A 26732-nucleotide genomic window follows, 5' to 3' on the forward strand; every position below is an offset into this window, starting at 1 on the left:
AATCACCTCTATTCTTTGTAGTTATCAATTAATTTCTTTAAATCATCTACTTCTTTCTTAGATAACTTCTTATCTGATAAGAATGCAGTTACAAACTTAGGTAATGATCCTGAGAATGTATTTTCAATTACATCTTCACTTTCAACCTTTTGAATTTCTTCCCTTTTCACAAGAGCAGATACCATTGAATTATTATTCTTTACAGCACCTTTTTCTTGTAGACGTTTTAAGAAAGTGTACGTAGTTGATTTCTTCCAATCAAAAATATCAGCACAAATTGATACTAATTCTCCTGACGGAATAGGTTCATTATCCCAAATCAATGCCATGAACCGAATTTCAGTACTTGTAAGTTTCATTTTACCACCTCGAGTCTACCAACGTAGTCTTATACACATGAAGTTTATCCCATTGTTTCCTCTTTGTCAATAATCAAATACTAGATAAATCCTTTTCTTTATTCATTACTATTCAAAATGTCATAAATTCTTAAGTATTTATCATTCTTTCTATATATACATCACTAATTGTTCGTACTAAAATAGAACTATTATTCAAACTTAGAAAGGGGCATCTATGAAACGACTACGCCAAATTTTTCTTATGATGTTAGTTCTATTACTATGTGGATTAGGTATTCTATTTTATTCATATAAAATAGAACCAGCATCTCTTGTGATTAATCAAATCGATCTGGATATCTCATCCCTCAATGAGAAACTTGTTATTGTGCAGTTATCTGATATTGAAATCAGTAAAAACTATAAACCGAATAATTTGAAAAATGTTGTAGAGAAAGTAAATCGATTGAATCCTGATCTTATTGTATTTACTGGTGATTTATTTAGTAATTATGCATTGTATAAGCCAACAACAGAAGTAATCACCTACTTAAGTCAACTCGATGCATCTTTAGGAAAATACGCAATCTTTGGAAATAATGATCATGGTGGTGGTGCCGTTCGTCAATATGAAAATATAATGAATCAGTCTGGATTTATTGTGTTAAAAAACGAAAGTCAAACCATTCAGTTGGCTTCTGGAGAAACGATTTATATGACAGGTTTAGATGATGATTTGTTAGGTAATTCAAATATTGTAGATGCTTTTGTAAATTATGATAAGCAATCCTCTCTTAATTTATTACTTATTCATGAACCCTATTTAATCGATCATTTATTAGATTATCCCTATGACCTTGCGTTATCTGGTCATACCCATGGTGGGCAAATTGATTTTCCTTTCATTGATACTTCTTTATTATTAAGTCCTCTTGAAAATAAATATTTATCTGGACTCTATTCCTTTGATAACCAAAGACAAACAACTCTTTATGTCAATCATGGTCTTGGTACATCTCGTCTTCCTCTACGCTTTATGGTGCCCCCAGAAATAACTATTTTTACATTGCATTAATATGGATTCCCAATTCCATCGAGTCCATAAAGAAAAGAAAGTTCATTTATTGAACTTTCTTATAGTGTGAAATCTTCATTACTGAAATTCGAATAATATCTACCTTTGCTTGCAGTAAACTTTAATACACAATAATCTGGATCGCTTACACCACCTGGATAATACATCGTGTCACCTTCACGCCATATTCTCTTTTTTGATGCTTGATCTTCAAGAACTTCTATTGTACCAACTAAACTGCAACCTCTGAAGAAACGATTATCTACAAAATAGATGCTTGCTTTAGGATTTTCTTTAAAATAATTTACTTTATTTGAAGAAGTATTGGTAGTGAAATAGAACTCTTTAATTCCATCTCTTTCTCTTGGTGCAAGCATTGCTTTAGTAATTGGATAGCCTTCCGTATCAACATAACTTATATAAGCTGTTTTGCATTTATCAATTAAGTTACCCAAAGTTTGCTCTTTATTTCTCATCATAATTTAGCCCTCGCTCTACCATGATTTTATCATAAAATCACGTTAGAAGTCATAAATTATTCAAGCTCAAATCGGTTCAAATTATAACCGCTATTTTCCAATATTTCTTTTATTTCTTCTAGACGATATTCATCTAGTTGTATAGTTTCTCCATGCCCTCTATTTCCAGATTCAGTTGAATAAACTGTCTCTACTGCAAGAAACCCTCGTCTTTCATCGTATTCTATTAATGTTTCTAATTTATTTGTATGATAACTTACTATGTATTCTTGTATATAGTTTTTCAAGAATTCCATTTGCTTATCTGAAAATTGTGCCGTATATTTTCTTATTGCTGGACGAAAATTCTCATCATTTTCTTCTTCATATTCATACAACGTATAGCTTGTATATTCCGGTTTATTAAATGCATAGACTTCTTCTAATCCAAAAGCCTGTGTTTTGTGAAAAATAAAATTAAATCCAATGATAGTTATTGCTAAGATACCAAATGTAATCAATACTTCTTTTGTAATTACAAGCTTTCTTTTTTCTAAACTCAAAATACCAAGAAATAGAATTAGAATAAATACAAATGTAATTAACTCTTGATTCACTTGTAATATCATAAATGAAACTGCAACCCACACTGCTATTAATGGGTATAAATATCTTTTATTTGTATTTTCACCTGCATCTTCAACTTTATGGTTTCCAATATCTTTTCTTGTATAAACAAAGCACACACAACCAATAGCCAAGAAAATTGTAAAGAAGAATATTTGATATGAAAAGATTTCATTTGATATTAATTTGTTGATTATCATTTCATAAATTAAACCTAAAGGTGAAACACTACTTTTTGTAATAAAATAAAATATTTTATTTAGAAAAAGTGTATTTGAGTATAAATACTGATTAATTGCTAATAATGTAAATACAGGTAATCCAAGATATGCAATGATACATAATATTGAATCTAAAACATTATTGCATTTAGAAATAATCCACGAACAAATTGAAACAATAATAAATGATCCCAATAATAAGATAAGTATTGTAGTTAGTAAAAAGGAAATCGTTAAATCCAAATTATCTTTGTTCAAAAACATAAAATACATGACTAACATACAAACTATGATTTGTATCCAGATAATGGTAAGTGTAAATATAAATCGTGTTAGCCATATATTCTTTTTATTAAGTGGTAAATTCAAATTAAAATTAATTTCTCTTTTCTTATGAATATAAGTCAAATAAATACTTGGACATAGGATTGAGATTATCAAGATATACATGATATAAAACTGATATGCACTAATTCCACTCACCGTACTAAAAAGCATTGGTAATAAAATACATCCCCCTAAGATGAATATAAACAAAGATGTCTTGTTACTTTTTATCAAATAATTTAAGTACTTGTCTTTCATTTTATTGATCCTCCTTGTTTGAATAAATAAATAATTCTTCAAATGAAACATTGAGTTTTTCATAATAAACCGGATGATCTTCTCTTAACTTATTTTCTATAGCTTCTACATCTCCTCTAACCACTACGACATGGACATTACCCGTTTGTTTGTAATCCACTACTTCAAAATCAATAAGGCGATTTAATACATCTACTTCTTTATCATAGACAACTTGAATACGATTGATATTCTCCATTGATTCCGTTACATTTCCCTCTAATAAAATATGTTTATCTAAGATTGCATAATCATCGCATATATCTTCTAACTCTCTTAAAGCATGAGATGAAATAAGAACAGACATATTTGATTCTTCTAATTCACTAATTAACATTCTTTTGATCTCTAATCTTGATTTAGGATCTAAGCCATCAAATGCTTCATCTAACAGTAATAACTCTGGATTAGCTGCAAATGCAAAGCATAGAGCGGTAAGTCGTTGCATTCCTTTTGAGAAAGTAGAAATTTTTTTATTTTCGTCTAAATGAAAACGATTTATATAATTTCTAAATAAGCTTTCATTGAAGTCATAGAATTGATGATATAATTCTATAATTGTTTTAATCGTCGCATCTTTTGGAAAAATGTTAGAATCTTGAACATAGATTACTTTTGATTTAACATTCTCATTTTCATAGATTATTTGATCATTTAATGTAATTTTCCCTTCAAAATCATAAATACCCATAATACATTTAAGTAATGTTGTCTTTCCTGCACCATTAACCCCAACGAGCCCCATTACTTTTCCTGATTCTAATTCTAGATTACAGTTTCTTAGTATCTCAAAATCATGAATCGATTTCGAACAATTTTCAATCCTTAGCATCTTCTTTTTCCTCCATTGATTGTAATGCTTTCATTAATTCTTCTTTGGTAATGTTATGTTCAAGACATAACTCTGCAATTTGACTAAATTCTTTCATCAATTGATTCTTATGATTATTTGTCGACAATCCCTCACTGATAAATACACCTTTCTTATTGAGTGTATAAACAATGCCTTCTTGTTCAAGTTCCAAATATGCCTTCGCAACTGTATTAGGATTAACCCCTAGCTCTTGTGCAAGATTACGTACAGAAGGTAGTTTGTCATTTGATTTTAATACTCCAATTTCAATAAATTTGTTGACTTGATTCTTGATTTGAATAAATATAGGCTCATTTCCTTGAATCCGAATAAGAAACATAGTAACCTCCTTCTGTACTATTTGTACTATCTGTATTAACTGTACTATCACCTTGAAGTTTTGTCAACCCTAAGAAAAAAAGAGGTTTCCCTCTTTATTTGTTTCGCATATAGCTTTTCTCACATTCAATTCTTGTAATTTTAAATAAATCACCATATTTGAATTGTGTTGTTAAGTTCTTTAAATACTTGGGTAATTTGAAGTAGAAATAAATCATAAGAACTAAAATAGGCACTATTGTTATAACCGTTATTGTTTGTTGAAGTATTTCTGGATTACCACTTCTTAAACCAAGGATATAGGTGGAGAACCAATTCGATATATTAATGAAAAATTTTATTCCAATATCAACTTTCAATATTTGTTCAAACAATCTTTTAATAATAAATGAAAATACCAATAAACCAATCGATGTACTTGAGAAACTTAAAAATCTGAGTTTCTTATGTACATAAGCTCTTAAGTTGTAGTCAAATAAATAATTTTCATTACATATCCTTTGATTTGCTTCCCACTCATCTACTGCTTGTTGAACTAAGAATTGTTTTAGTTGAATCATTGTTTCATCAATTTTATACCAATTGAAACGATTAAATTTTATATTTTGTAAAACACCTGGGTAATTTCTTTTAAAGTTTTTAATTATTCTTAACTGTAATTGCTTCCATAGAAGCATACTCAATATGACAACCAACAGTATCGCAAGGACATAACCAAAAATACCCCAAACACTTTGTGTATCAAAAAGCAGTTCATAGATTACTAGAGCAAATGCGCCTAAGAAGAAAGTAATATAAGCTATGTAATTATAAATATTAGGATGATTTAAAAAATGTGAACAATGATATTCACTTAAATAGTCTTGTAGATATACTTTATAGAAATCATCTGTCATATGTATCACCTTTGTTTCAGTTTATCATTATTAGAATAAACACAAAAGAAAGATGATTTTATTATTTATTTCATCTTTGAATAGATAAAACTAAAACATGTTGATAAAGTAAACATAACACCTGCAAGCAAGAAAGGAAATAAGGATGAGATATCATAAACCATTCCTGCAACAAGAGCTCCTAATACTGATCCTAAACTTTTAACCGCATTGATAAGCCCAGTAGCAATACCTATCTCATCATTACTTCTACCTTCTATCATCAAAGTTTGAACAATGGGTTGATAGATTGCATTTACAGTAAAGAAAAATAAATTAGCGATGATAAAGATAACTAAATTCTCTTGAAGTAAAATACCAAAGGCTGCAGTTGAACAAAGAAGTAAAACAACGGTAAGTGATTTACGTATCTTTGTCTTTTCAATAATCCACATGTTAATTGTAAAGTTTGCAACTAATCCAATTAGACCTACGATTGCTTTTATTATGCCATTATAAGCTGAAGAAAAATTAAGTTGATCTTTTAAATAGTAATTAAATGCATTGTCATAGCAAGTACTTGCAAATGAACTAAGAACGACAACAAAGAGAAAGTAAACAAGTGCTTTAGTAATTAATGATTTTGCATTTACAAATGAAGTAAATGGATTAATTGTTTTAAGTAGATTTTTCGCATCAATACGCTTTGTACTTTCATAGCTTTCTTGAAGTAGTTTATAAGCAAAGATACCTAGAAGTATCATTCCAACTCCTTGAAAAGTGAAGGCAAACTTAAAAGAGATGACACCTAGGAAGCCACCAATAAGATAGCCTGCAGCTAAGGAAATTGATTGAACAGCAATATAAATACTCATCCCTCTTCCTCTACTTTGCGCATCATATAAATCTGCGACATAAGCCATGGAAGCAATACCTGCACCTGATGCAAAGACACCTGCCAAAGATCTTGATAATAAGACAAAGAATTCATTAGAAGAATAACCTAACGATATTTGAGCAATCCCATAGCCAATACATGAAATCAAAAATACCGTTAATCTACCTTTCGCATCACTCATTTCACCCCAAAATGGTGAAGTAAGAAAACTAAAAAAACACATCATCGCAAATGATGTCCCAAAGATTCTTGAAGGTAATTCCATGCTTGAAAATAATGTAGGTGTTACTGGATGATGGATATTCATAAATATGCCTAAGAATGCAGTTACAACTAACATTCCCCCAATTGATTTCTTTTTCATATTAATCCCCCATTAGTGATATAATACAAGTTAAAGTTAACTTTAAGTCAAGAGGAGAATACAATGTATACAATAAAAGAAGTCAGTGAGATGCTAAATTTACCTACAAGTACACTTCGATACTATGAATCTGAAGGATTATACCCTTCATTAAAACGTTCTAGTGGAAATCAAAGAATTTTCACAGAAGATGATTTACTCATTCTCAAAGTTGTTGTGTGTTTAAAGAAAACAAAGATGCCCATTCATGATATTAAGAATTTCATCACTTTATATAAACAAGGTCCCACTACTATCGCAAAACGAAAAGAAATATTTAATCAACACAAAGAGGATATTCTTCAACAAATAAAAGAATTAGAAGATACTTTGGTTGTTTTAGATCGTAAAATGAAGTTACTAAATGGTGATTAATCTTCAGTAAATAAATGTATTGAAAAAGCTAAACCACTTTGTAGTTTAGCTTAATTTTTAACCTTTGTAGATTGTTCCTTCTTTCATGATAACTTCCATGTTTTCAACTGCTACTGCACGAATATTTTCAAGTGGGTTACCATTAATAACTAATAAATCTGCAAACTTACCTTCTTCAAGTGTTCCTGTAATATCCCCTACTTTTAACATGTCTGCACCGTTTTTAGTTGCAGCTACAATAACATCCATTGGATCAATACCAGCTTTTTCATTGAATGAATACATTTCACCAATTGCAGTTGTACCATATGGAGTTAAGCTTGAACAGAATGAATCAGATCCAATTGTAAGAACGATTCCTTTGTCTTTAGCACGACGTAAGTTTGAATATACACGATTTAATTCTTTTTCTGCAACTGTATCACCAGGGAATTTATCATGTACTTCAGGTACATATGGAGGTTGATAAGTTTTAAACCATTCGTTTAAGAATTGAATTGTAGGACAGAAGTAAATACCTTTTTCTGCCATAATATCTAAACATTCATCATTCAATGTTTGACCATGAATAATTAAATGTACACCAGCTTTACAAGAGTCAAGAGCTCCACCGTAACCTTCAGCATGGCTCCAAACAGGAATTCCTACCATGTTGCATTCATCCACAACAGCTTGGATTTCTTCTAATGTATAATGTTGATCAAGTTTTTGATCCCAGCGCCAAATTCCACCACCAGTTGACCAAATTTTAATTGCATCTGGACTTTCTCTTAGTCTGCGACGTACTGCTTTTCTTAGTTCCCAAGGTCCATCAACTCTTTCAGCCCATGGATGAGATTCTGCATTGTATCCAATTGGAAGTTTATGAGAGTCACCATGTCCACAAGTTCTACAGAATCCAAGTCCTGTACCAACAACACGTGGTCCACTCATTACTCCCTCTTCAATCATATTACGAATTTGAAGACCTGAACGAGAGATTTCTCCTACTGTTGTAAGTCCACGTTCTAGACATTCATGTGCTTGTTGAACTGCAACTACTGTTTTTTGAATTGGATCTTCTAATACCCAATCACTATCATCATCGGTTAAGTTTCCAGAGAAATGTAAATGACTATCAATTAATCCTGGCATAATTGTTTTACCAGTAATGTCTCTTACTTCATAACCTGCAGGAATTTCTTTTAATGCTCCTGCATATACGATTTTCTTATCTTCTACTAAAACAAGAGAATCTTTTACTTCTTTTTTACCTGTTCCATCAATTAATAAACCATGTGCGAATGCAATTTTTGACATTAGTTTGTCCTCCTTATTCTGCTTCTTCGACTTGAATTACTGTTTTGGTACTTCGACTACTTGATACAAGATTAAAGATTAAACCTAAAACTAACCAACCAATAACGATAGACCATTCAACTGGTAATAAAGCTGCTGGTGAGAAAGGTAATACCATTAATGCAATAATACAAAGGCATGCAAGACATGCAAGTGTTATTCCAAACTTACCGCCAGGTACAGAATATGGACGTTTAAGTTCAGGTTCACTAAATCTCATTTTTAGACATGCTGCTGAGCACATAAAACATGCAAAGATAAATGCTAGTGCACTCACGTTTGTAAGTGGAATTAACATATTACCACCAAGGAATGGACCAATTAAAGTTAATGCTGCCATCAACATATTTGCAGTCTTTGGATTTCCATTATCATCTATTTTTTCAAATGCTGCTGGAAGTTGTTTCTTTCTTCCCATTGCTAGTAAAATACGAGATGTTGCTCCAAAGAATGAATTCATTGGTCCTAAAGGTCCAAGAATTGCAATACACATCATAACAACAAAGAACACACCATTGATTGTTCGAAGTACTGCAAGTGCAGGTACAGAACCATCAGTTCCTAAAGCTACAAAATCATTCCAAGGTACGATTGTACCAAATGCATAGATACAACATGCGTAGAAAATTCCTGCTGCAAGTAATGCTAGTGAAATTACTTGACCAAATTTCTTCCAATCAAGTCCTTCTGCTGCTTCTTCTGCTTGTTGTGGAATTGTATCAAATCCTGCATAGAAGAAAGGTGTCATTACTAATACTGGAATAATTCCTAAGATAAGATTATTTCCATTTGATTCAGATACGATTGGTTGTAAGTGATGTGGCCCTCCTGTAAAAAGAGATACACCCATTGCAATCAACATACCACCCAATAACATTTTAGTTAAGAAACCTTGAAGTTTTGCGGCAGATGATGCACCTTTAAAATTCAAACGGATCACATAACATGCAAATGCTAATGAAATTAAAAGTGGTGGCAAATACACTGTATACCCCATGATGGTATACAAAGGGATGATCTTCAATTGAGGAATTAACATCCCAACTAATTTAGAAATAGCGATTGCTTCCCATGGGCATAGAATCCCATTCCCAAGTGATAAAAACCAACCAGTAACAAATGATAATCGCTTACCGAATGTTCTATCTACATACTCTACAATCCCTCCTGAAATAGGAATTGCACTTGTTAATTCACCAAACACTGCACCTACTGGTAGTAAGAAAATTGCTCCAATAATAAATGCAATAATTGCTGCAACTGGACCTCCACCCTTGTCCATCCAGTCCCCTACTTGTAACACCCATCCTGTACCAATAATGGCACCAAATCCGATGGTGAAGAAGTTCCAGTTTGTCAGGGTCTTCTTCATTTTTGTCTCGCTTGTTGTCATTCGTAATTCTCCCATTCTGTTTATTTTATGCGCATACTATTTCCCGGTTACAACCTTTTTATCTCTTTTACCAAATGATTACAATACAAAACAAATAATTGGGGTTTCTAGTGTCATAATTGGTCGAAATCCATTCTCTAAAAATCATACAAATAGTGTATGATATATAAGGGGATTTTTATGATTAAAATTGCAATTGTAGATGATAATCCTTTTGATACAAAATGGATTATCAACTGCTTAGAAAAACTTGATTGTGCAAATGAATGTGAGATTACATGTTTTAGTGATGGGCAAGATTTAATAGATGCTTACAAGAATGACCAACGATTTGATATTCTTTTACTCGATATGCTGATGGAAAAAGTCAATGGACTAGATACCGCCAAATTTGTAAGAACATTTGATCAAGATGTAGAAATCTTAATTATTACCTCAACTCTTGAATATGCAGTTGAAGGTTATACTGTAAATGCTAGACGTTACTACTTAAAACCATTAAAACAAGATGAATTCTTAAAAGAAATAAATACAATTATTCAAAACTTAAAAAAGAATGATAGTTTAACATTGAGTATCCATAACTCACAAGGGGTTACCAAAATTAAACTCAATGAAATATATTATATAGAATCATTAACACGTACACTAACTATTCATACACAAACTAGCCAAATCGCAATGATTGGTAAAATCAGTGAAATGGAAGAGAGTTTATCCAATTATGGATTTATGCGTGTTCATAAAAGTTTCATTGTAAATTTAAAATACATTAAAAATATTTTCAAAGATGTAATTACTCTTGATAATAACGATACAATTTTATTAAGTAAACATAAGTCCAAGCAGGTACATGATGCATTAATGGAATATATTCAAAACCGATGAATTATTTATTGTCAATCTTACTTGCAGCACTTGAAACCTTTCTCTTCTTCTTTATCTTAGATAACCTGCTTTCTAAGAAAGATGCCTTTATAAAAGAAAGAAACGTTGCAATTCTTGCATATTTCTTATTTCAATTATTTACTTATATTATCGATTTTCATTTCTTTTCAACAGTCATTTATTATGTCGTTTTTGCTTTAGCAATTAGTTATTATCTCTATTACAATGATCTACGAACTAAACTAATTACTACAAGTTTATTTGTAACATTAACTTACGCTGCAAAATTATCTGCTGCACTTATTTATTTAGAATTTAGCCATTATCCTATTCCTAGTAATGTCTTTGAACTTGTGTTAAATCCATTAACACAATTCATCGCATGTGCTATTGTCTTTTTCATGATTTGTTTAATCTTACTAACACGAAAACTAACAAGCAAACCAACACAGTATGTCATTGATTTTATCTTATTTGTCTTTCCGTTAATTAATCTAAGTCTTAGTATGAATGTCCTCAATCAAAAGAATTCAACTATGCTCTACATTGATATTTCTGTGCTTCTTTTCTTCTATACTTTCTTTTTATTCTTTATGGCCGATCAACTCAATTACAATAGTGAGAAAACATTTCATTTAGAATTAATTAGTCAACAAATGCAACTACAGAAACAACACTTCATTGACTTAACTGAATACAATCAAGAAATACGTTCGATTAAACATGATTTAAAAAATCACATTCGTATGATTCGCGGATACTTACAAGATGACAACATTGAAAAAGCGATTGAATACATTAATGAATATGATGAGAACTTACATCAAATTTCTAAATTTGTATTCACTGGTAACAACACAGTTGATATTTTACTCAATCAAAAAATGAATCTAGCCAATAAACAAAATATTCATTTAAACTACAATATCCTTATCCCAAATGAAGTATGTATTCCAGATCTAGACTTATGTATTATACTTTCTAATTTATTGGATAATGCCATTGAAGCAACTTCAAAAGTAGAAAATAAAACAATTAACTTAAAGATGAATATTTACAAGGAACAGCTTTTCATTTCTGTTTCAAATACCTTTAATGGATCAATTAAACAATCCTCAAATCAACTTTTATCATTAAAACAAGATAAGAATCATGGCTATGGTTTATACAATGTAAAACGTGTTGTTGAGAAGCTCCATGGATCATTTAATTATCAGTTTGATCAAAATGAATTCGTTGTAACTATTTTATTGCGATTATAAAGTCTGATACTCTACTTCTTTACAAGCATTACAATATAAAATTAATAAGCCACTTTTAGAATAATACTAAAAGTGGCTTTTAAATGAATAAAATGATCTCTGTTTATTTCAATTGTTCTAAGATGTTCTCAATAATCTCTGTGGTTTTCATATTATCATTTGTAACTTCAATTTCATCATTAAAAAATTGTTTTAATTCTTGCATGAATCCACGAAGATAAACATCTTTTAATGTACCTGAAGCAGGTGTGTAGTTTTCACGATAAACAGTATCCATTTCACTTAATGTTTGCCATCCATTTTCTTCATCCGTATTTCTATGAATAACGAATTCATTTAATTCTTTGCTTTGAATAAATCCATCATCCAAAGTACAAGTTATCCCTTCGCTCTCTCGAGTCCATGGTGCTCTATTTTCAAGACTCAACGTTCCAACTACACCTTGATTCATACGCAATATCAAGACATAGGATGTGCCTTGACCAGCATTATTTTTTAATATTTTTACTTGTTTAATTTCACCAAACAAATGTTGTAATAAATCAATAAAGTGAATACCTACTGCATACATAAAATCTTTATCTGTTTTGCAGAAAGCACTTGCATCAACATTAAAATGAGCATCAAAGGACTGCACACTCCCTAAATTTCCTTGTTCAATTATTTCTTTCATCTTTTGATAACATGGTGCATAGCGTTTCATGAAGCCAACAAAAACAGGAATACTATTTTCAATTGAACAATCATAAATATTTTTAGCTTGTGTATAACTCATCCCACAAGGTTTTTCCACAAATACCTTTTTATTTGCTTGTAAGCATTTCATAACTAACGCATACGCTTCTTCCATAGGAACAACGATGATCACATAGTCACTCTTTGACTCCCTTAACATGACATCTACATCATCATAAAGATAAGTAGTTAAGCCAAGATAATTTATCTCTGCTTGAGCTTTTTCTTTTGATCTTGTTGTAATAGATTCAATGTCTACTCCTAATTCTAAAAGACAGGGAAGAATATTCTTTTTCATATGCCTTCCTAAGCCAACGATATTTACACTTTTATCCATAAACTAACCTCTATTTCTTATTGTTTTAAGTTTAACATACTTCTCATTCAATCAAACCTCAATTATCATAAATAATTTTACTATTCTTTAATGGAAAGATTATTTTGTATATTCACCTTATGTTTCAACAATTTAAACTTTTCAATCTAATGCTTGAAGTTTCTTTATAGTATCTTACATTATAAAAGCATCCTACTATTTCTAGTAAGATGCCTACGGAAGAAGCTATTTAATTATTTAGCTTGTGCAGCAGATGCTCCTGCAATACGGCCAAATACGACAGTGTCTGTTAATGCATTACCACCTAAACGGTTTGCACCATGAATACCACCAGTTACTTCACCAGCAGCATATAATCCAGGAATAATATCTCCTGTTGTACTGATTACTTGAGCATCAGTATTAATCTTAACTCCACCCATTGTATGGTGAACTGTTGGAATACGTGCTCCAGCATAATATGGTCCTTGATCAATTGGATCTTGGTAAAGTGTTCTACCAAATTCATCAGCTGATTTATCAGCTACATGAGTGTTAAATCCTTCAACTGCTTTTACTAAGTTTGCAGGATCAACACCAATTTGTTCAGCTAACTCTTCAAGAGTATCACCTTTGAATGCACGACCATCTTTAACTAATTGATTAATTGATTCATTAAAGTTATTTACTTCATCACCTGTAGGGTAATCATGGCTATCAAGAATAACCCACATGTGTGAATTTGGTTGTTCAAATAATGCAGTTGTCATCACATCACGACGTGCACCTTCATCAACGAAACGATTTCCTTCGTCATTTACGAAGATTCTATTTTCAACTCCCATTTCAATGTTACCACTTAAGCTACCTGTTTCAGGATCACCCATTGGTAATAATTGAATGTTACCCATTTGTACAAGTTCAGCACCTACAGCTTCTGCCATAATGATGCCATCACCTGTTGCTCCAGCATGGTTAGTTGATTTAATACTTTCATCTAAATTTGCCCAAAGTGTATTGTATTCTTGACGCATTTCTACGTTTTGTCCAAATCCACCTGTTGCAAGTACTACACCATTGTTTGCGTGCAATGTAATTTTATTTCCTGTTTTACCCTCAGCAATAACACCAACTACTTTACCATCTTCAACGATAAATTCTTTTGCTGTAACTTCTAAATATAAATCGATGTTTTCATTTGAATCAATATAGTTTTGGTATGCATTGAAGAATCCTGTACCTACTGGTTCAACTGGTTTATGAGCTCTTGGCCACATACCACCTAATACTGTAAATGTTCCTTCTTTAAATTCCATACCTAAACTTTGTAACCATTCAACACCATCCCAAGCATTTGTTACAAGTGTTCTAACAAGTTCTTGATCTCCTTGTTTATCGCCACCTTCATAAGTTTGAGTATAGTGTAATTCTACAGAGTCTTTATTTGCAATTGCAGTTTCACTACCTTCATCAACTGCATTTAAGGCTCCTCCTGCTAAAATTGTATTTCCACCAACTTTAGGCATTTTTTCTATAACGATAACTGATGCGCCTTCTTGATTTGCAGTAACAGCAGCAGCTAAACCTGCTCCTCCTGCTCCAATAACCACAACATCAGCAGTGTATTCTTTGTCTTCTTCTTTTTCTTGTACTTTAGATGTTACTTTTTTAAGTGCTTCAACATCAGCACCAGCATCTTTCATTGCAACTCCAACGGCTTCTAAGATTGCCTTCGAAGTAATTGTAGCTCCTGATACTGTATCTACTCCAAGTCCTTGTGCATCAACAATACGAACTGGCATATCACTAATTGCTAGGTCACTAATTGATGGTGTTTCACTGTGTTCTGTAACAACTACTTTTTCAATTGCATCGGTTGTTACTGTTACTTCTACTTTAACTGGTCCATTCATTCCTGTAGCTTCAGCAGTATATGTTCCTGCTTTATAACCTGTAGTTTTAGGACTACTACAAGCAGCTAGAGAGAATGCAAGTACTAAAGTTAAAGCCACTTTAAATAATTTTTTCATCATCTCTATCCTCCAAGTAAAACTATAAACGTTAGCCTTACTCTAAGGTCAAGTACTTTGTTAATATTTTATCAATTAATTTTTACGGCTAAATAATGGTAGTTTACCATCACACCTTCTTCAATTGTGGAATGAATACAAGAACTGAGTCCAAACTCATAGTTTTCTATTTTATGTTTGGCGATATATGCTTGCATAAGCGATAAAGTTTCCCATCCAAAATTAGGATTACTGTTTTTCTTAAATATTGTCATCAAGTATTTACTTCCTGGAATGACTTCAAAGTTACTTAAATTTAATCCTAGTTTCTTTGCATTACTTAAACTCATATTGACTCCATAATGATATTCTAAATGTCCACTTGTTTTTTCCATTGTTGATCGTGGTATACGACTTACCCAACGAACAAGTGGCGCAAACTCAACAATATTATCTCGAATTGCTAAGATTGTTTTATCCTTCGTTATTTTTTCATTATCAGAAAACTCAATACGAATATACGGTTCTAGTTCTATCTCTTTAACTTGATTCAATAAATCAGGAATACTCAGCAAAAATGAAGCATATCTTTCCATTTCATCAATACACAACTGTTTAAATCTTACTTCTTCTATTAGGCTCTCTCTTTGGTTTTGAATTGATTCAATGATTTGGGAAGAATCCTGATTGCTTAGTAATTCCAAACATGACTCTACACTAAAACCCATGCCACGATACAAACGTGCAAGGTTAAATCGACGGGTATCAATTACTGAAAAGTATCGATATCCTGTTTCTTCATTGACCTCTGGAGCAATGATTCCAATCTTTTCATAATATCTTAGCTTATGTGTTGTAACTGCTAATAATTCTGCCATTTCCTTAATTGTGTATTTCATTCTTACCCCTCGTTATTTTTTTCACATATTTCCTTTAATAAAAACTAGTCTAACAAATTCAGACTAGTAAATGCAAGAATTCTTTTTCATATTATTACAAATAAATATTTTTGAAATAAGTTAGTTCATCTATAAATGCCGGTCTATTTTTAAATTTCTCTAACAACTCTTCATATAATATGCAAGATTCGTTAACATCAAATTTTGACATGCAACTTAAATGGTCAACTACTTCTACATAACCTTTTCTTGTGTGTTGGTACGATGCAATTGATAAAATTAAATAACGATATAATTGTGTAATTTTTTCGTGATAATTTTCTCGTAAAGTCTCTGCATATTGTTCCAATACTCTAATATCTTGGTGTTGTTCTACTTCATTCATAAGATTATCAAACCATCTTTCATGCTTACATATAACCATGTAATTATAAATACTACGCTTTTTCAGTTTATTAGATAGGTTGACAATATACTCATTCCAATCATCTTTGGGATAATATTTCTTTAACTTAAGAAATAATTCACTCGAAAATTCTCTATATATTGCTTTCTCAAGCATACAAGAAATACGATCTTCATTTCCTGTTTCTACATATAGTTGAATCAACTCATTTACATTATCTTCCAAAACAGTCCATACACATCTATCAATTTTTTTCTCCATGATATTTAGCAATCCATTTATATTATTTTCTTGTTTGTATATTTCTTTAAGAACAGTGAGCATTTCATCATTTTTTAAATGTTTATTTGCCACCTTTATCGCTGTACCTTTATTACCATATGAATAGTACCAAGTTACTTTCTTTACAATGAATTCTTCAAATCCATAGGATATGAAATCTTCAAGTTTGGGAATAAGATTTTCTATACGCTCAATGCATTGGATAGCTAATAAAGCAGTTGTTCTATCCTTTACATAATCATCAAGTGTATGAATAGGCTCAATACTAAAATCACCTAACAAATGTTGCTCAAGTTCTTCAACAATATAATTTTCAAATTTAATAAAATTTTCTTTACATATCGAAATATACTTCAATGTTAATTTATTTACTATAGTAAAAGACCATCCATGTTCCCCATTGGATCCATCCATAGAAATCGTTGCAATTAAATGATAAAGTTTAGTAATTAAGACAAATATATCTTCTTCCATTAATAACAACTCTGCTTGCTTAGTAGCATTAAAGATAATATCAACAAAGTATTCACCCTTATTCCAAGTAATCATTCCATCACGTCCACACAATCGATTAACTTGATGCTCAACAACTGCAAATATCTTTTGAGCTTCTCCCCCTGCTAATAGTATTTTGACTTGTTTTTTCAAATCATTTTTATCTCCTTGGGAAATATCTTCTTCATTATTTTTAACATAATACAAAAGTGCAGCCATATGTTTACAATAATCCACTTCTGCGTAAGGACATGAGCATTCCATATCATATGGCTCTTTGTTTAAATCAACTCTTACTCGATAACTACTATTACCTTGAACATAAGCAGTATAAACATCACCAATTTTTTTTACATTAAAAACACTGCCTTCTCGGTAATAGTTATATCCTCTTTTTAAAATCCGCGATTCAAAATATTGATCAAGATTTATTTTCTTCATATTCAATACCGTTTCTTTCACACCATACAATTATTATTTCTTGTTGCTGATTTCTTAAATAAGTGTAATATTCTGTAAGTATATCATAGTCAAAACAAGTATCTTTAAATCTTCTAAATGCTCCTTTTCCACGAATAGAGTTTTCTAATTTTCTTCGGATTTTTTCTTGTGTTACTGTCCCTATAAATGATTCCATAATTCTATATTCATGAATTTCAAACGATGTAGGTAAACGAATCCAACCATCATCCTCAAAATCAATTTCAGGATTATTCATGGAAGGGTCAAATAAAAAATTATCTTCAAATTCTTCAGTCTCTTTGTTGTAATATATCTCATATTCTTGGCTTACCTTTTCTATTTGATCTAAAAATTCATTTAACGGTTTCATATCAATAATATCTCCCTATTTTTTAACCACTTAATTATACAGCCAGCTCTATTTTCTAGATTTGGCAGTTCTTCTAAATTAAAATATTCTAGTTCTAAACTCTCTCCATCAACACAATTCAACTCACCTTTTACATTGATTGCCAAAAAGACTACAGGAACTGTCCATACCTTGTCACCATTTGGGTATTCCATAAAAAATTCTTTTCCTGAAAATACATTCAACAATTCGAATTCATCACATATTAAACCCGTTTCTTCAGCTAATTCACGAGTTGCAGCCTCTTCTAGTGTTTCTCCTAGTTCAATTGCTCCTCCTGGAATTCCCCATGTTTTTATATCTGAGCGCAACTGAAGCAGAATTTTATTTTCTTTCATTACAATTATTGTTGCACCGATACTTAATATTTCATTATGTCCAACTATTTTTCTTAATTCATTAATATAACTCATAAATTAAATTCTTCCTTTATAATAATATTATACATAGATTTCTTTACTTTAACACCGTGTCATCGTTTATAGTAGGTTTACAGGAGGATATATGATGAATACGAATACAATTACTCAAGTATCAAAAAGACTCGGTATATCAACTAGAATGCTTCGGTATTATGAACAAATAGGATTAATTCACAGTAAACGACTTGAAGGATATGCCTATCGTGTTTATGACATGGAAACTATTACAAAATTGAAGCAAATCTTACTTCTTCGCAAACTAAGAATATCGGCAAAACAAATAAAAGTAATTTTGCTCAATCAAAATGCAATGAAAACCATTCAAATATTTCAACAAAACATATCCGAAATAGATGAAGAAATCACTGCCTTATCCACCATCAAAGATATTCTCCTTCATTTTGTACAAAAATTAAGTGATGAAACAAATATTCCTCTAGTTGAACTCATTGAAAATACAGATGGAATTGGAGGCATCATTGAATCACTTAATCTTGTCAGCATCAATTTTAAGGAGGATCAAACGATGAAGAATTTAAAAAAGGCTGATGAAAAACTATCTACTCTAAAAGATGTGCGTATTATCTATCTACCACCTGCAACTGTTGCAGCTGCTCATCACATTGGTGATGACCCAGAAACGCATTCAAATTATCTCATTGATGAATTTGTGCGTAACTCAAAACTCGAACAGATAAAACCAGATTTACGTCACTATGGATTTAATCATCCAAACCCAGTAGATGAAACTGGATTTCATGGTTATGAATCATGGGTAACAATTCCTGATGATTTTGAAGTACCTCAACCCTTAATCAAAAAGAAATTCAAAGGTGGTTTATATGCAGCACATATGATACCTTTTGGAAATTTCGATGAATGGGAGGATTTAGCAAAATGGGTACATGAGAATGAACTTTATGAATTTGCAGGTGACTGGAGTGATCAAGAACATATGTGTGGTTTAATGGATGAACACATTAATTACTATAGTCATATTCACCTAAAGAATACTGAACCAGAAACTATGCAAATTGATTTACTCATGCCTATACAGGAGAAATAAGTAATCATTATTTTACAACTTATCCAAAATTAATATTAAATTTAATAATAGATTTGAGAGTAATGTAATCATCATGAAATCTAGCAATTTCCCATAACATTTGACTTGATTTAACAATTCACAAACATAACTCTTAATGATTTTTTTCTAGTTGTAATAATAGAATTCATTGGTATTGACAAATCTTTTAACCTTTGTTAGTATGAGGTTGCATAAGGATAATCTTATGTAAAAAACTGTGTGAACCCTACCTTAGTGGGAACTAAATAAACTGTGTGAACCCTACCTTAGTGGGAACTAAATAAACTGTGTGAACCCTACCTTAGTGGGAACTAAAAAACAAAGAAAACAGGTTTATGAGCCTGTTTTTCTTGTCATAAGGAGGCTAGTTATGCATCTATATAAAGCAGATAAAAATTACATTGATTATTTAAGTTCAAAAGACTCCAAAGTTATGGATAACAAAGATCCATTAATAAGACCCTATTGGTTCTTTGAAATAGAATTGGATAATCATCGATTTGCAGTTCCTTTATCTTCTCCTAAAGAAGCCAGTCGAACAAGTTTCAATCAATTTTCAATGATTAGAGTTAAAGAGAATAGTGAAGATTTTGGCAGACTGTACTTTATTAATATGATTCCATTTGACGAAAGATTATTTACTTCCATTGATAAATTAAAACAACAATATGATAGAAAATACGAAAGTTTACTTTATAAGCAATCAAATGAACTTATGAAGCAAATTACAACTATACAAAATCGTGCAAGAAACGTATTTAATGCGCGATATGATACAAAGCATAAAAAACACAATATGTTAGTTGCTAATTCCTGTAACTTTAAAAAATGTATTGAATATATGAATGAATATCTAAGCAAAATTAATGAAATAAAATAACATGATTTTCTTATTCATAACAGTTCAAATTAAAAAAATATCTGAACTGTTTGGATACCTAAAAAGCTGTTACGAAATATATGACTAAATAAATCATCTATTTTGCAACAGCTTTTTATTAAATTAACAACATTTCTCAACACTAGTTAAGAACCATTGTTTAAACTTTTCAGGATCTGCATCAACAACAACTGTTGTATTTGCTTCTCGATTCAAGTATCCTTTTAAATCAACTACACTGCAACCCGAAGTATATTCACCTTGAGTTTCAATATCAACAAATGTTTCAACTGTTTCAAAGATATCTGGTTGAAGAACATATGCTATTGCATAACTATCATACATTTTTAATCCAGTTTCAAATGAACTACCACGGTATCGTCTAAATAGTTCATAAAACATATGACCTGTTTTATTCATTGTTCTTATCTTTTCACTTACATCTTTTGTGATTCGTGCATTGATTCCTGCATCAAGAGGAACCATCACTAATTTTAATCCACTATGGAATACCATTTTTGCTGCTTCAGGATCTGCGTGAAAATTGAACTCTGACATAACACCACAATTACCACGACCAGTAGAACCACCCATCATAACAATTTCTTTTATCTTTGATTTTACTTCTGGATAGGTACTTAATAGTAACGCAATATTAGTCAGTGGACCTATTGGTAATAAAATGACTGGTTCATCACTCTCCATTAAGACTTTTCTCATGTACTCAATAGCACTCTCATTGCGTAATAAACTCATATCAGGATCTTCAAAATCAAATCCTTCCATACCTGTTTTACCATGAACTTCACTTGCATCGACCACTGATCTTAATAAGGGTTTACTTGCACCAGCTACTACCGGTATATTTTCTTTACCAAAAAACTTAACTAAGCGTAATGCATTGTATGTTGTTTTATCAAGTCCAACATTTCCATTAACTGTACTTATACATTTTACATCCAACTCATCTGAGAATAGTGCAATAGCAATCGCTACTGCATCATCAATGCCTGGATCTGTATCTATAATGATTGGTCTTTTTGTCATCTCTTCTTCTCCTACATTTGTAGTTTAATTATGCTTTAGATAGAAATAAATATCAACAGAGAAGAAATATATTATTTGCAATTTATATCTTATTTTTTATTTCTGATGTAAGCATATATTTAATTTTACTCAAATCAAAATTCTCAATTGCATCACTAATGATAATGACTTGATCTAAATCCGAAAACTTTACAGCATTAAGTATATTTACTTTTGAACTATCCGCTAAAGCATAGGAGATGTGAGAGTGTTCTATCGCTTTTTTCTTAACACTTGCTTCTTGTTCATTTGATGTAGTTAAACCTACTTGTTCATGAATACCATTGACTCCAATAAAAGCCACATCAAAGTATAAATCTTCAAGCTGTTTCAATGTTTGATTTCCTGTTATTGCTTCTGTTTGCCAATGCAAATTTCCACCAAGAACGATGGTATTGATTTTCATTTGTACAAGTTTATTCATATGAGCTACACCAATGGTAGTTACTGTAATGTTCTTCGCAGTTATGTAATTTAGCATTTCATATGTTGTACTTCCCGCATCAATGTATACCATTTGATTATCCTTAATCATATTTGCAGCTAATCGTGCTATTAGCTTTTTTTCATTTGAGTTGGTACTCGTCTTGATTAACATTGGTGGCTCATCATACTGTAGTTGATTTAGTTTAGCTCCACCATAGAATCGATTAATCATATTCAACTCTTCCATTTGTGATAAATCTCTTCGAACTGTTGCTTCTGATACACCTAAAATACTCACCAATTCAGCCACATTAATGTTGTCTTGATATTTACATAAATCGATTATTTTATTCCAACGTTGTTGTTTTGACATGATTCTCACCTCATTTATCTAAACTATAGCATACATAATAAGAAATGATTGAGTTTTATCGAACTATTGATTAATTCAATCATTATTTATGATTGTTTTTAACTATATGATTGATTACTTGCGTATTTCAATCACATTTTGATTGTATGCGCTTTCTTAAATGGTATATTTAGACCATAAATAGCAAGGAGGTAAATTATTAAATGATTTATACATTAACAATGAATCCATCCATTGATTACTTCGTTACATTATCAGATCATTTACTAATTGATGAGGTAAATAGAACAATTGATGAAAATTTTAAAGCTGGTGGTAAAGGCTTGAATGTTTCAACTGTACTCTCTCTATTAGATGTCTCTTCCATTGCCATCGCTCTACTTGGTGGCTTTACAGGAGAATATATCAAACAATCGTTTCTAAATAATCAATATATTCATTTAGAACCAATTGAAGTAGAAGGTACAAATCGAATTAACTTAAAAGCACATTACAACCATTCAGCTTTATGCATCAATGGCAAAGGACCCCTTATTGATGAAAATACAAAACATGAATTATTGAAGAAAATAAGCAAAATCACAAAAAATGATTGGTTTGTCATCTCTGGGAGTTTCCCTGAAGGATCTGATGTAGATTTCCTCATTGAGATATCACAATTAGTTCATTCAAAGGAAGCTAACTTAGTCATTGATATGGAAAAGATAACCAAGGATACACTTCAAAAGTGTAAACCCACATTAATCAAACCTAATCTTTATGAATTTGGATTAATTATGAATAACCCTAATATTTCCTTGCTAAATATCAAAGATGAAATGAAGAAATTAAATACTTTAGGGGTTAAACAAGTTCTCGTTTCATTAGGAGAAGATGGTGCCCTCCTTCTTGATAACAATCAATTCTATCGATTGGAACAAGAAAAAATAAACGCTGTTAATAAAGTAGGATCTGGTGATGCAATGTTAGCTACCTATTTAGCAAAAATGATATCCACAAATGATATCTGTACATCACTACGTTGGGCAGGCGCAGCCGGAATCGCCGTTGCATCTACTTTAGAAAACATAAATTTTGAAAATATCCAGCAACAACTAAATAAAGTAACTGTTACAAAAATTTAAATTAAAATCAAAGAAAGGGTGAAGAAAATGAGTAAAAATTTAGATTTTAAAACAATGTCGGAGAAAATCATTATCAACCTAGGGGGAAAAGAAAACATCGCTAATCTGAATCACTGCGCTACACGATTAAGAGTTGTTGTAAAAGACCCTACTAAAATTAATCAAAATTCATTAAAGAGTATACCTGGTGTTATGGGGGTAGAGATTCGAGATACTCAAGTACAAGTAATTGTTGGAACAATTATTGAAGATCTCTTTGTTGCTGTTGAAAAAGTTGTTGGAAGTTTATCATCAAATAAAAAAGCTCTAGCCAAAGATAATGAAAAAGGAACCAACAAAATCCTTCAATCATTTACAAACTTCTTACAATTGATGGCTGGCATCATGAGTCCTGTAATTCCTGCATTAATTGCAGCTGGATTCTTAACTGTTTTACTGCTTGTTATGAATATGTTCTTTGGACTCTCAACTACAAGTCCAACGTATATCTTATTAAACAATTTAGCTCAATCTGTATTCTATTTCTTGCCAGTTTTTGTAGCCTATACATCTGCAAAGAAATTTGATACAGAACCCGTATTGGCAATGCTACTTGCTTGTTGGTTACTCTATCCAGGCTGGGTAGAAATGGCAAGTGCTGGTGGTTGGACAAACTACTTTGGAATTCCAGTTTTATTAACAACTTATAATGGAGCTGTATTACAAATTATCTTATCTGTTTGGATTATGTCCTTAATTGATCGTCTTCTTAAGAAAATCATTCCACTTACTGTTCGTCACTTCTTAAAACCATTCTTATTAATTCTTATTATTTCAATTATTACAATTACATTAACAGGTCCAATGGGTGGACTTATTACAAATTATATTGCAAGTGGTATTGCTTGGTTAAGAACAAATGCAAGTTGGTTAGCTGTTCCTGCAATTATTATTTTCGCAAGTACTGTTGGACTACTTTGTCCAGGTTTCCACTTAGCGTTAATACCAATTGCTATGACAAGCCTAGCAACCGTTGGCTATGATGATTTTATTAATATTTGGTTCTTCTGTTGTACAATTACTCCAGGTTTTATCGCTTTAGCTGTTGGTCTTAAAACAAAGAATATTAATTTACGTCAAATTGCTTTCCCTGCTTCTCTATCTGCATTATTTGGAGGTATATCAGAACCTACTGTTTATGGTATCTCTTATAAGATGCCAAAAATATTCTTCGCAAGTACTGCTACATCATTAATTACTGCCTTTGTTGCTGGATTAATGAATCTTAAATGTTATGGATTTGGTGGATATTCAATCACAAACATCCTTCTTTATTTAGGAACAGGTAATGACACTGCAAACTTTACAAATGCTTTAATCTGCGTAGCTATTATGGCAGTATGTTCATTTGTATTCGTATGGTTAATTAAATTTGATGATTCCATTTATAATGACGAAAGTGATGTTATGGAAAGTCATAAAGTTGAAATTGCAGCTCCAACTGAAGGAGAATATATTCCTCAAGAAAGTATTCATGATCCAATGATGGCAAAAGGTGAATTAGGAAAGTGCTTTGGAATTAAACCTACATCAGAGTTAATTAAAGCTCCAATCGCAGGTGTTGTTCAAGTTGTTTCAAATACCAAACATGCAATTATTATTAAAAGTGATAACCAAGATGAAGTCATGGTTCATATTGGAATTGATTCAGTGTATTTAGAAGGAACTGGTCTAGAAACATTTGTTACTGTTGGTCAAAGAGTAAAACTAGGTGATGTAATCGCCAAATTTGATAAAGAGGTATTTCAAAGTAAAAATATTGATGATACGATTATTACAATATTACTAAATAGCAATACTTATCATGATATTAAGTTAAATCCCAATGAAAAAGCAATGCTAGTAGCTAGCATCTGAGGTAATGTATGCGAAAATATGATGTCAACTTATTAAAAGAAATAAAAAGAAAAGAATATAGTGAAAATGTAAATGGAATCGATATTTTATTTAAACCCGTGCCTGATGATGATCGTAAGCATGTGTTAGATTGTCGAATTCTAGAAGTCATCAAACAAAAAAGTGCCTTATTTACAGAAAGAAATAAAGTTGGCTTTAGAATATCCAATGAACGCTATCGTCCTGATAAAATAACTTATGATTTGACTGAAACAGAAATTACTGAAGAAGAATTATTAATTCATATCGATGAGGATCATTTCATTGATATCTTCATTTACAAACCATTAAATTCTAATGAATCCTTACTTCCTACCTTAATTTACCTTCATGGTGGTGGATTCATTGCTGGTGATATGAAACTCTATCGCAATCAAATGAAACTTATTGCTGAGAAAGCCAACGCTGTTGTCATATTCCCAGAATATCGCCTTGCTCCTGAATGCCCTTATCCTGGCGCATTAAATGATGCTATGGGTACAATTCATTGGGTAGCACAACATGCCAAAGAATATGGTATCGATGCAAGCAGAATCATGCTAGCAGGTGATAGTGCTGGAGGAGCACTTACAAATGCTTGCTTACTAAGTGATACGACAAAGATAATTAAAAGAGCATTTGAAATTTATCCAGGTTGCGATTCAACCGATTATAAAAATCAAACATTATTCACTTGGTCATATGACTACTATCCAGTAATTGATGAGCATAAAGAATATGCATATACACGAATTGATCGCATTAAAAATACTGTTGGTAAATCAAGTAAAGAGAATTTCTATACTCAAGGTAAAGTTGAATTAGATGATCCAATCATTTCCATTATCTATGCAAGTGATGATCAATTAAAGGATTTTCCTCCGATGACAGTTGTTTCTGCAGAATATGATTATCTTCGTGTAAGCAGTGATTATTTTGTACAACGTTTAAAAGCAGTGAATGTTCCTGTTAAATCCATTCAATATTGTGGAAGTGATCATGGATTCCTTGATATGCTGGGCTCTTATGTTCAAGCAGAGGATTTATGCATTGAAATTGCAAAAGAAATAAATCAAATGTAAATAATAAAAAGTTTGTCTATTAAAATGACAAATAAACTATACCCCGTAAGGAAGACACTAGATAAAAAGTGACTACCTTACGGGGTTTCAGTATACTTTAGAAGAGGAAAGAAAATATGGGAAGAAATTATTTTAGTAAAGAACAAATAGAAGAATTAAGAAAAAGCAAGTATGTAAAGAAAATCAGTGAAGCAAATGTACGATTTACAGATGATTTTAAGAATGAATTTACAGGTTTACTCAATACAGGAGCATCACCAATAGAAGCACTAAACAAATTAGGAATTAGCCCCAAAATATTAGGACCAAAGCGAGTTGGTTCATTGACAACTAGAATGCGGGAACAAGCAATGCG

Annotated in this window: 27 protein-coding genes; 10 read left to right on the forward strand and 17 right to left on the reverse strand. The window is 31.3% G+C overall.

Annotated elements, in window-relative coordinates; all coding sequences use genetic code 11:
• Positions 1 to 8: 8 nt before the first annotated feature.
• The gene (locus tag B5D14_RS08080) at positions 9 to 359 is read right to left on the reverse strand and encodes a BlaI/MecI/CopY family transcriptional regulator (protein ID WP_078712095.1); all 351 of its coding nucleotides are present in this window, start codon (positions 357 to 359) and stop codon (positions 9 to 11) included.
• 217 nt (positions 360 to 576) lie between these two features.
• Between B5D14_RS08080 and B5D14_RS08085 the strand changes: the two genes are divergently transcribed.
• Complete coding sequence (locus B5D14_RS08085) at positions 577 to 1416, forward strand: metallophosphoesterase (RefSeq protein ID WP_078712096.1); 840 nt, start codon at positions 577 to 579, stop codon at positions 1414 to 1416.
• A gap of 59 nt (positions 1417 to 1475) precedes the next feature.
• Here B5D14_RS08085 and B5D14_RS08090 read toward each other — a convergent pair whose 3' ends face one another.
• The 6 genes from B5D14_RS08090 to B5D14_RS08115 form a co-directional block, all read right to left on the reverse strand.
• On the reverse strand, positions 1476 to 1895 hold the full coding sequence (locus B5D14_RS08090) for a pyridoxamine 5'-phosphate oxidase family protein (protein WP_200804784.1): 420 nt from the start codon (positions 1893 to 1895) through the stop codon (positions 1476 to 1478).
• Positions 1896 to 1951: 56 nt separating this feature from the next.
• A complete protein-coding gene (locus B5D14_RS08095) occupies positions 1952 to 3307 on the reverse strand; it encodes a hypothetical protein (RefSeq protein ID WP_078712097.1) in 1356 nt (451 codons plus the stop codon).
• 1 nt (position 3308) lies between these two features.
• Positions 3309 to 4178, reverse strand: a complete 870-nt coding sequence (locus tag B5D14_RS08100; RefSeq protein WP_078712098.1) for an ABC transporter ATP-binding protein — start codon at positions 4176 to 4178, stop codon at positions 3309 to 3311.
• A complete protein-coding gene (locus B5D14_RS08105) occupies positions 4165 to 4539 on the reverse strand; it encodes a GntR family transcriptional regulator (protein ID WP_078712099.1) in 375 nt (124 codons plus the stop codon). The genes B5D14_RS08100 and B5D14_RS08105 overlap by 14 nt, the downstream gene beginning before the upstream one ends.
• Before the next feature lie 94 nt (positions 4540 to 4633).
• Entirely contained in the window at positions 4634 to 5434 is an 801-nt protein-coding gene (locus B5D14_RS08110; protein WP_078712100.1) for a hypothetical protein, read from the reverse strand.
• Between the two features lie 65 nt (positions 5435 to 5499).
• Positions 5500 to 6675 carry an MFS transporter gene (locus B5D14_RS08115; RefSeq protein WP_078712101.1) on the reverse strand — a complete coding sequence of 392 codons (1176 nt, stop codon included), beginning with the start codon at positions 6673 to 6675 and terminating at the stop codon, positions 5500 to 5502.
• Positions 6676 to 6738: 63 nt separating this feature from the next.
• On the opposite strand from B5D14_RS08115, the gene B5D14_RS08120 reads away from it, so the two are divergent.
• Positions 6739 to 7089 carry a MerR family transcriptional regulator gene (locus tag B5D14_RS08120; protein ID WP_078712102.1) on the forward strand — a complete coding sequence of 117 codons (351 nt, stop codon included), beginning with the start codon at positions 6739 to 6741 and terminating at the stop codon, positions 7087 to 7089.
• 57 nt (positions 7090 to 7146) lie between these two features.
• Here B5D14_RS08120 and B5D14_RS08125 read toward each other — a convergent pair whose 3' ends face one another.
• Both B5D14_RS08125 and B5D14_RS08130 read right to left on the reverse strand, forming a co-directional pair.
• The gene (locus B5D14_RS08125; protein ID WP_078712103.1) at positions 7147 to 8388 is read right to left on the reverse strand and encodes a metal-dependent hydrolase family protein; all 1242 of its coding nucleotides are present in this window, start codon (positions 8386 to 8388) and stop codon (positions 7147 to 7149) included.
• A 13-nt stretch (positions 8389 to 8401) separates the two neighbouring features.
• Complete coding sequence (locus tag B5D14_RS08130; protein ID WP_200804785.1) at positions 8402 to 9820, reverse strand: APC family permease; 1419 nt, start codon at positions 9818 to 9820, stop codon at positions 8402 to 8404.
• A 180-nt stretch (positions 9821 to 10000) separates the two neighbouring features.
• Between B5D14_RS08130 and B5D14_RS08135 the strand changes: the two genes are divergently transcribed.
• The gene (locus tag B5D14_RS08135) at positions 10001 to 10708 is read left to right on the forward strand and encodes a LytR/AlgR family response regulator transcription factor (protein ID WP_159443765.1); all 708 of its coding nucleotides are present in this window, start codon (positions 10001 to 10003) and stop codon (positions 10706 to 10708) included.
• Positions 10705 to 11970 (forward strand): sensor histidine kinase, encoded by a 1266-nt coding sequence (locus B5D14_RS08140; protein ID WP_078712106.1) that lies wholly within the window; start codon positions 10705 to 10707, stop codon positions 11968 to 11970. The genes B5D14_RS08135 and B5D14_RS08140 overlap by 4 nt, the downstream gene beginning before the upstream one ends.
• A 103-nt stretch (positions 11971 to 12073) precedes the next feature.
• Here B5D14_RS08140 and B5D14_RS08145 read toward each other — a convergent pair whose 3' ends face one another.
• From B5D14_RS08145 to B5D14_RS08170, 6 genes are all read right to left on the reverse strand, one after another.
• Entirely contained in the window at positions 12074 to 13042 is a 969-nt protein-coding gene (locus B5D14_RS08145; RefSeq protein WP_078712107.1) for a Gfo/Idh/MocA family protein, read from the reverse strand.
• 233 nt (positions 13043 to 13275) lie between these two features.
• Positions 13276 to 15051 (reverse strand): flavocytochrome c, encoded by a 1776-nt coding sequence (locus B5D14_RS08150; RefSeq protein WP_078712130.1) that lies wholly within the window; start codon positions 15049 to 15051, stop codon positions 13276 to 13278.
• Between the two features lie 71 nt (positions 15052 to 15122).
• On the reverse strand, positions 15123 to 15929 hold the full coding sequence (locus B5D14_RS08155; RefSeq protein ID WP_078712108.1) for a MerR family transcriptional regulator: 807 nt from the start codon (positions 15927 to 15929) through the stop codon (positions 15123 to 15125).
• A gap of 94 nt (positions 15930 to 16023) precedes the next feature.
• Positions 16024 to 17553 (reverse strand): SWIM zinc finger family protein, encoded by a 1530-nt coding sequence (locus B5D14_RS08160; RefSeq protein WP_078712109.1) that lies wholly within the window; start codon positions 17551 to 17553, stop codon positions 16024 to 16026.
• A complete protein-coding gene (locus tag B5D14_RS08165; protein WP_078712110.1) occupies positions 17534 to 17944 on the reverse strand; it encodes a UPF0158 family protein in 411 nt (136 codons plus the stop codon). The genes B5D14_RS08160 and B5D14_RS08165 overlap by 20 nt, the downstream gene beginning before the upstream one ends.
• Entirely contained in the window at positions 17941 to 18396 is a 456-nt protein-coding gene (locus B5D14_RS08170; RefSeq protein WP_078712111.1) for an NUDIX hydrolase, read from the reverse strand. Before B5D14_RS08170 ends, B5D14_RS08165 begins: the two co-directional genes overlap by 4 nt.
• A gap of 91 nt (positions 18397 to 18487) precedes the next feature.
• On the opposite strand from B5D14_RS08170, the gene B5D14_RS08175 reads away from it, so the two are divergent.
• Together B5D14_RS08175 and B5D14_RS08180 are read left to right on the forward strand one after the other, a co-directional pair.
• Positions 18488 to 19471: a MerR family transcriptional regulator gene (locus tag B5D14_RS08175; protein WP_200804786.1), complete on the forward strand. Its 984-nt coding sequence runs from the start codon at positions 18488 to 18490 to the stop codon at positions 19469 to 19471.
• Between the two features lie 391 nt (positions 19472 to 19862).
• Positions 19863 to 20372, forward strand: a complete 510-nt coding sequence (locus B5D14_RS08180; protein ID WP_078712113.1) for a type III toxin-antitoxin system ToxN/AbiQ family toxin — start codon at positions 19863 to 19865, stop codon at positions 20370 to 20372.
• A 123-nt stretch (positions 20373 to 20495) separates the two neighbouring features.
• On the opposite strand, the gene rihC is transcribed toward B5D14_RS08180, so the two are convergent.
• Positions 20496 to 21419: a ribonucleoside hydrolase RihC gene (gene rihC, locus B5D14_RS08185; protein WP_078712114.1), complete on the reverse strand. Its 924-nt coding sequence runs from the start codon at positions 21417 to 21419 to the stop codon at positions 20496 to 20498.
• 82 nt (positions 21420 to 21501) lie between these two features.
• Positions 21502 to 22257: a DeoR/GlpR family DNA-binding transcription regulator gene (locus B5D14_RS08190; RefSeq protein ID WP_078712115.1), complete on the reverse strand. Its 756-nt coding sequence runs from the start codon at positions 22255 to 22257 to the stop codon at positions 21502 to 21504.
• Between the two features lie 203 nt (positions 22258 to 22460).
• Between B5D14_RS08190 and B5D14_RS08195 the strand changes: the two genes are divergently transcribed.
• The 4 genes from B5D14_RS08195 to B5D14_RS08210 form a co-directional block, all read left to right on the forward strand.
• The gene (locus B5D14_RS08195; protein ID WP_078712116.1) at positions 22461 to 23381 is read left to right on the forward strand and encodes a 1-phosphofructokinase family hexose kinase; all 921 of its coding nucleotides are present in this window, start codon (positions 22461 to 22463) and stop codon (positions 23379 to 23381) included.
• A 27-nt stretch (positions 23382 to 23408) separates the two neighbouring features.
• Entirely contained in the window at positions 23409 to 25277 is a 1869-nt protein-coding gene (locus tag B5D14_RS08200) for a glucose PTS transporter subunit IIA (RefSeq protein WP_078712117.1), read from the forward strand.
• Positions 25278 to 25285: 8 nt separating this feature from the next.
• Positions 25286 to 26377: an alpha/beta hydrolase gene (locus B5D14_RS08205; RefSeq protein ID WP_078712118.1), complete on the forward strand. Its 1092-nt coding sequence runs from the start codon at positions 25286 to 25288 to the stop codon at positions 26375 to 26377.
• A 116-nt stretch (positions 26378 to 26493) separates the two neighbouring features.
• Positions 26494 to 26732 (forward strand): HTH domain-containing protein (locus B5D14_RS08210; protein ID WP_342585675.1); only part of this gene is annotated, 239 nt, incomplete at its 3' end.

Origin of the sequence: Anaerorhabdus furcosa, from assembly GCF_900167375.1 — a bacterium.
Lineage (GTDB): Bacteria > Bacillota_I > Bacilli_A > Erysipelotrichales > Erysipelotrichaceae > Anaerorhabdus > Anaerorhabdus furcosa.

What these genes read in the sequence shown, in the direction of transcription:
- B5D14_RS08130 (WP_200804785.1), bottom strand. Translation starts at nt 9,820, where the DNA reads ATGACAACAAGCGAGACAAAAATGAAGAAGACCCTGACAAACTGGAAC.
- B5D14_RS08155 (WP_078712108.1), bottom strand. Translation starts at nt 15,929, where the DNA reads ATGAAATACACAATTAAGGAAATGGCAGAATTATTAGCAGTTACAACA.
- B5D14_RS08120 (WP_078712102.1), top strand. Translation starts at nt 6,739, where the DNA reads ATGTATACAATAAAAGAAGTCAGTGAGATGCTAAATTTACCTACAAGT.
- B5D14_RS08135 (WP_159443765.1), top strand. Translation starts at nt 10,001, where the DNA reads ATGATTAAAATTGCAATTGTAGATGATAATCCTTTTGATACAAAATGG.
- B5D14_RS08165 (WP_078712110.1), bottom strand. Translation starts at nt 17,944, where the DNA reads ATGAAACCGTTAAATGAATTTTTAGATCAAATAGAAAAGGTAAGCCAA.
- B5D14_RS08175 (WP_200804786.1), top strand. Translation starts at nt 18,488, where the DNA reads ATGATGAATACGAATACAATTACTCAAGTATCAAAAAGACTCGGTATA.
- B5D14_RS08080 (WP_078712095.1), bottom strand. Translation starts at nt 359, where the DNA reads ATGAAACTTACAAGTACTGAAATTCGGTTCATGGCATTGATTTGGGAT.
- B5D14_RS08150 (WP_078712130.1), bottom strand. Translation starts at nt 15,051, where the DNA reads ATGAAAAAATTATTTAAAGTGGCTTTAACTTTAGTACTTGCATTCTCT.
- B5D14_RS08110 (WP_078712100.1), bottom strand. Translation starts at nt 5,434, where the DNA reads ATGACAGATGATTTCTATAAAGTATATCTACAAGACTATTTAAGTGAA.
- B5D14_RS08100 (WP_078712098.1), bottom strand. Translation starts at nt 4,178, where the DNA reads ATGCTAAGGATTGAAAATTGTTCGAAATCGATTCATGATTTTGAGATA.
- B5D14_RS08095 (WP_078712097.1), bottom strand. Translation starts at nt 3,307, where the DNA reads ATGAAAGACAAGTACTTAAATTATTTGATAAAAAGTAACAAGACATCT.
- B5D14_RS08090 (WP_200804784.1), bottom strand. Translation starts at nt 1,895, where the DNA reads ATGATGAGAAATAAAGAGCAAACTTTGGGTAACTTAATTGATAAATGC.
- B5D14_RS08205 (WP_078712118.1), top strand. Translation starts at nt 25,286, where the DNA reads ATGCGAAAATATGATGTCAACTTATTAAAAGAAATAAAAAGAAAAGAA.
- B5D14_RS08160 (WP_078712109.1), bottom strand. Translation starts at nt 17,553, where the DNA reads ATGAAGAAAATAAATCTTGATCAATATTTTGAATCGCGGATTTTAAAA.
- B5D14_RS08170 (WP_078712111.1), bottom strand. Translation starts at nt 18,396, where the DNA reads ATGAGTTATATTAATGAATTAAGAAAAATAGTTGGACATAATGAAATA.
- B5D14_RS08180 (WP_078712113.1), top strand. Translation starts at nt 19,863, where the DNA reads ATGCATCTATATAAAGCAGATAAAAATTACATTGATTATTTAAGTTCA.
- B5D14_RS08145 (WP_078712107.1), bottom strand. Translation starts at nt 13,042, where the DNA reads ATGGATAAAAGTGTAAATATCGTTGGCTTAGGAAGGCATATGAAAAAG.
- B5D14_RS08140 (WP_078712106.1), top strand. Translation starts at nt 10,705, where the DNA reads ATGAATTATTTATTGTCAATCTTACTTGCAGCACTTGAAACCTTTCTC.
- B5D14_RS08190 (WP_078712115.1), bottom strand. Translation starts at nt 22,257, where the DNA reads ATGTCAAAACAACAACGTTGGAATAAAATAATCGATTTATGTAAATAT.
- B5D14_RS08200 (WP_078712117.1), top strand. Translation starts at nt 23,409, where the DNA reads ATGAGTAAAAATTTAGATTTTAAAACAATGTCGGAGAAAATCATTATC.
- B5D14_RS08195 (WP_078712116.1), top strand. Translation starts at nt 22,461, where the DNA reads ATGATTTATACATTAACAATGAATCCATCCATTGATTACTTCGTTACA.
- rihC (WP_078712114.1), bottom strand. Translation starts at nt 21,419, where the DNA reads ATGACAAAAAGACCAATCATTATAGATACAGATCCAGGCATTGATGAT.
- B5D14_RS08115 (WP_078712101.1), bottom strand. Translation starts at nt 6,675, where the DNA reads ATGAAAAAGAAATCAATTGGGGGAATGTTAGTTGTAACTGCATTCTTA.
- B5D14_RS08105 (WP_078712099.1), bottom strand. Translation starts at nt 4,539, where the DNA reads ATGTTTCTTATTCGGATTCAAGGAAATGAGCCTATATTTATTCAAATC.
- B5D14_RS08125 (WP_078712103.1), bottom strand. Translation starts at nt 8,388, where the DNA reads ATGTCAAAAATTGCATTCGCACATGGTTTATTAATTGATGGAACAGGT.
- B5D14_RS08085 (WP_078712096.1), top strand. Translation starts at nt 577, where the DNA reads ATGAAACGACTACGCCAAATTTTTCTTATGATGTTAGTTCTATTACTA.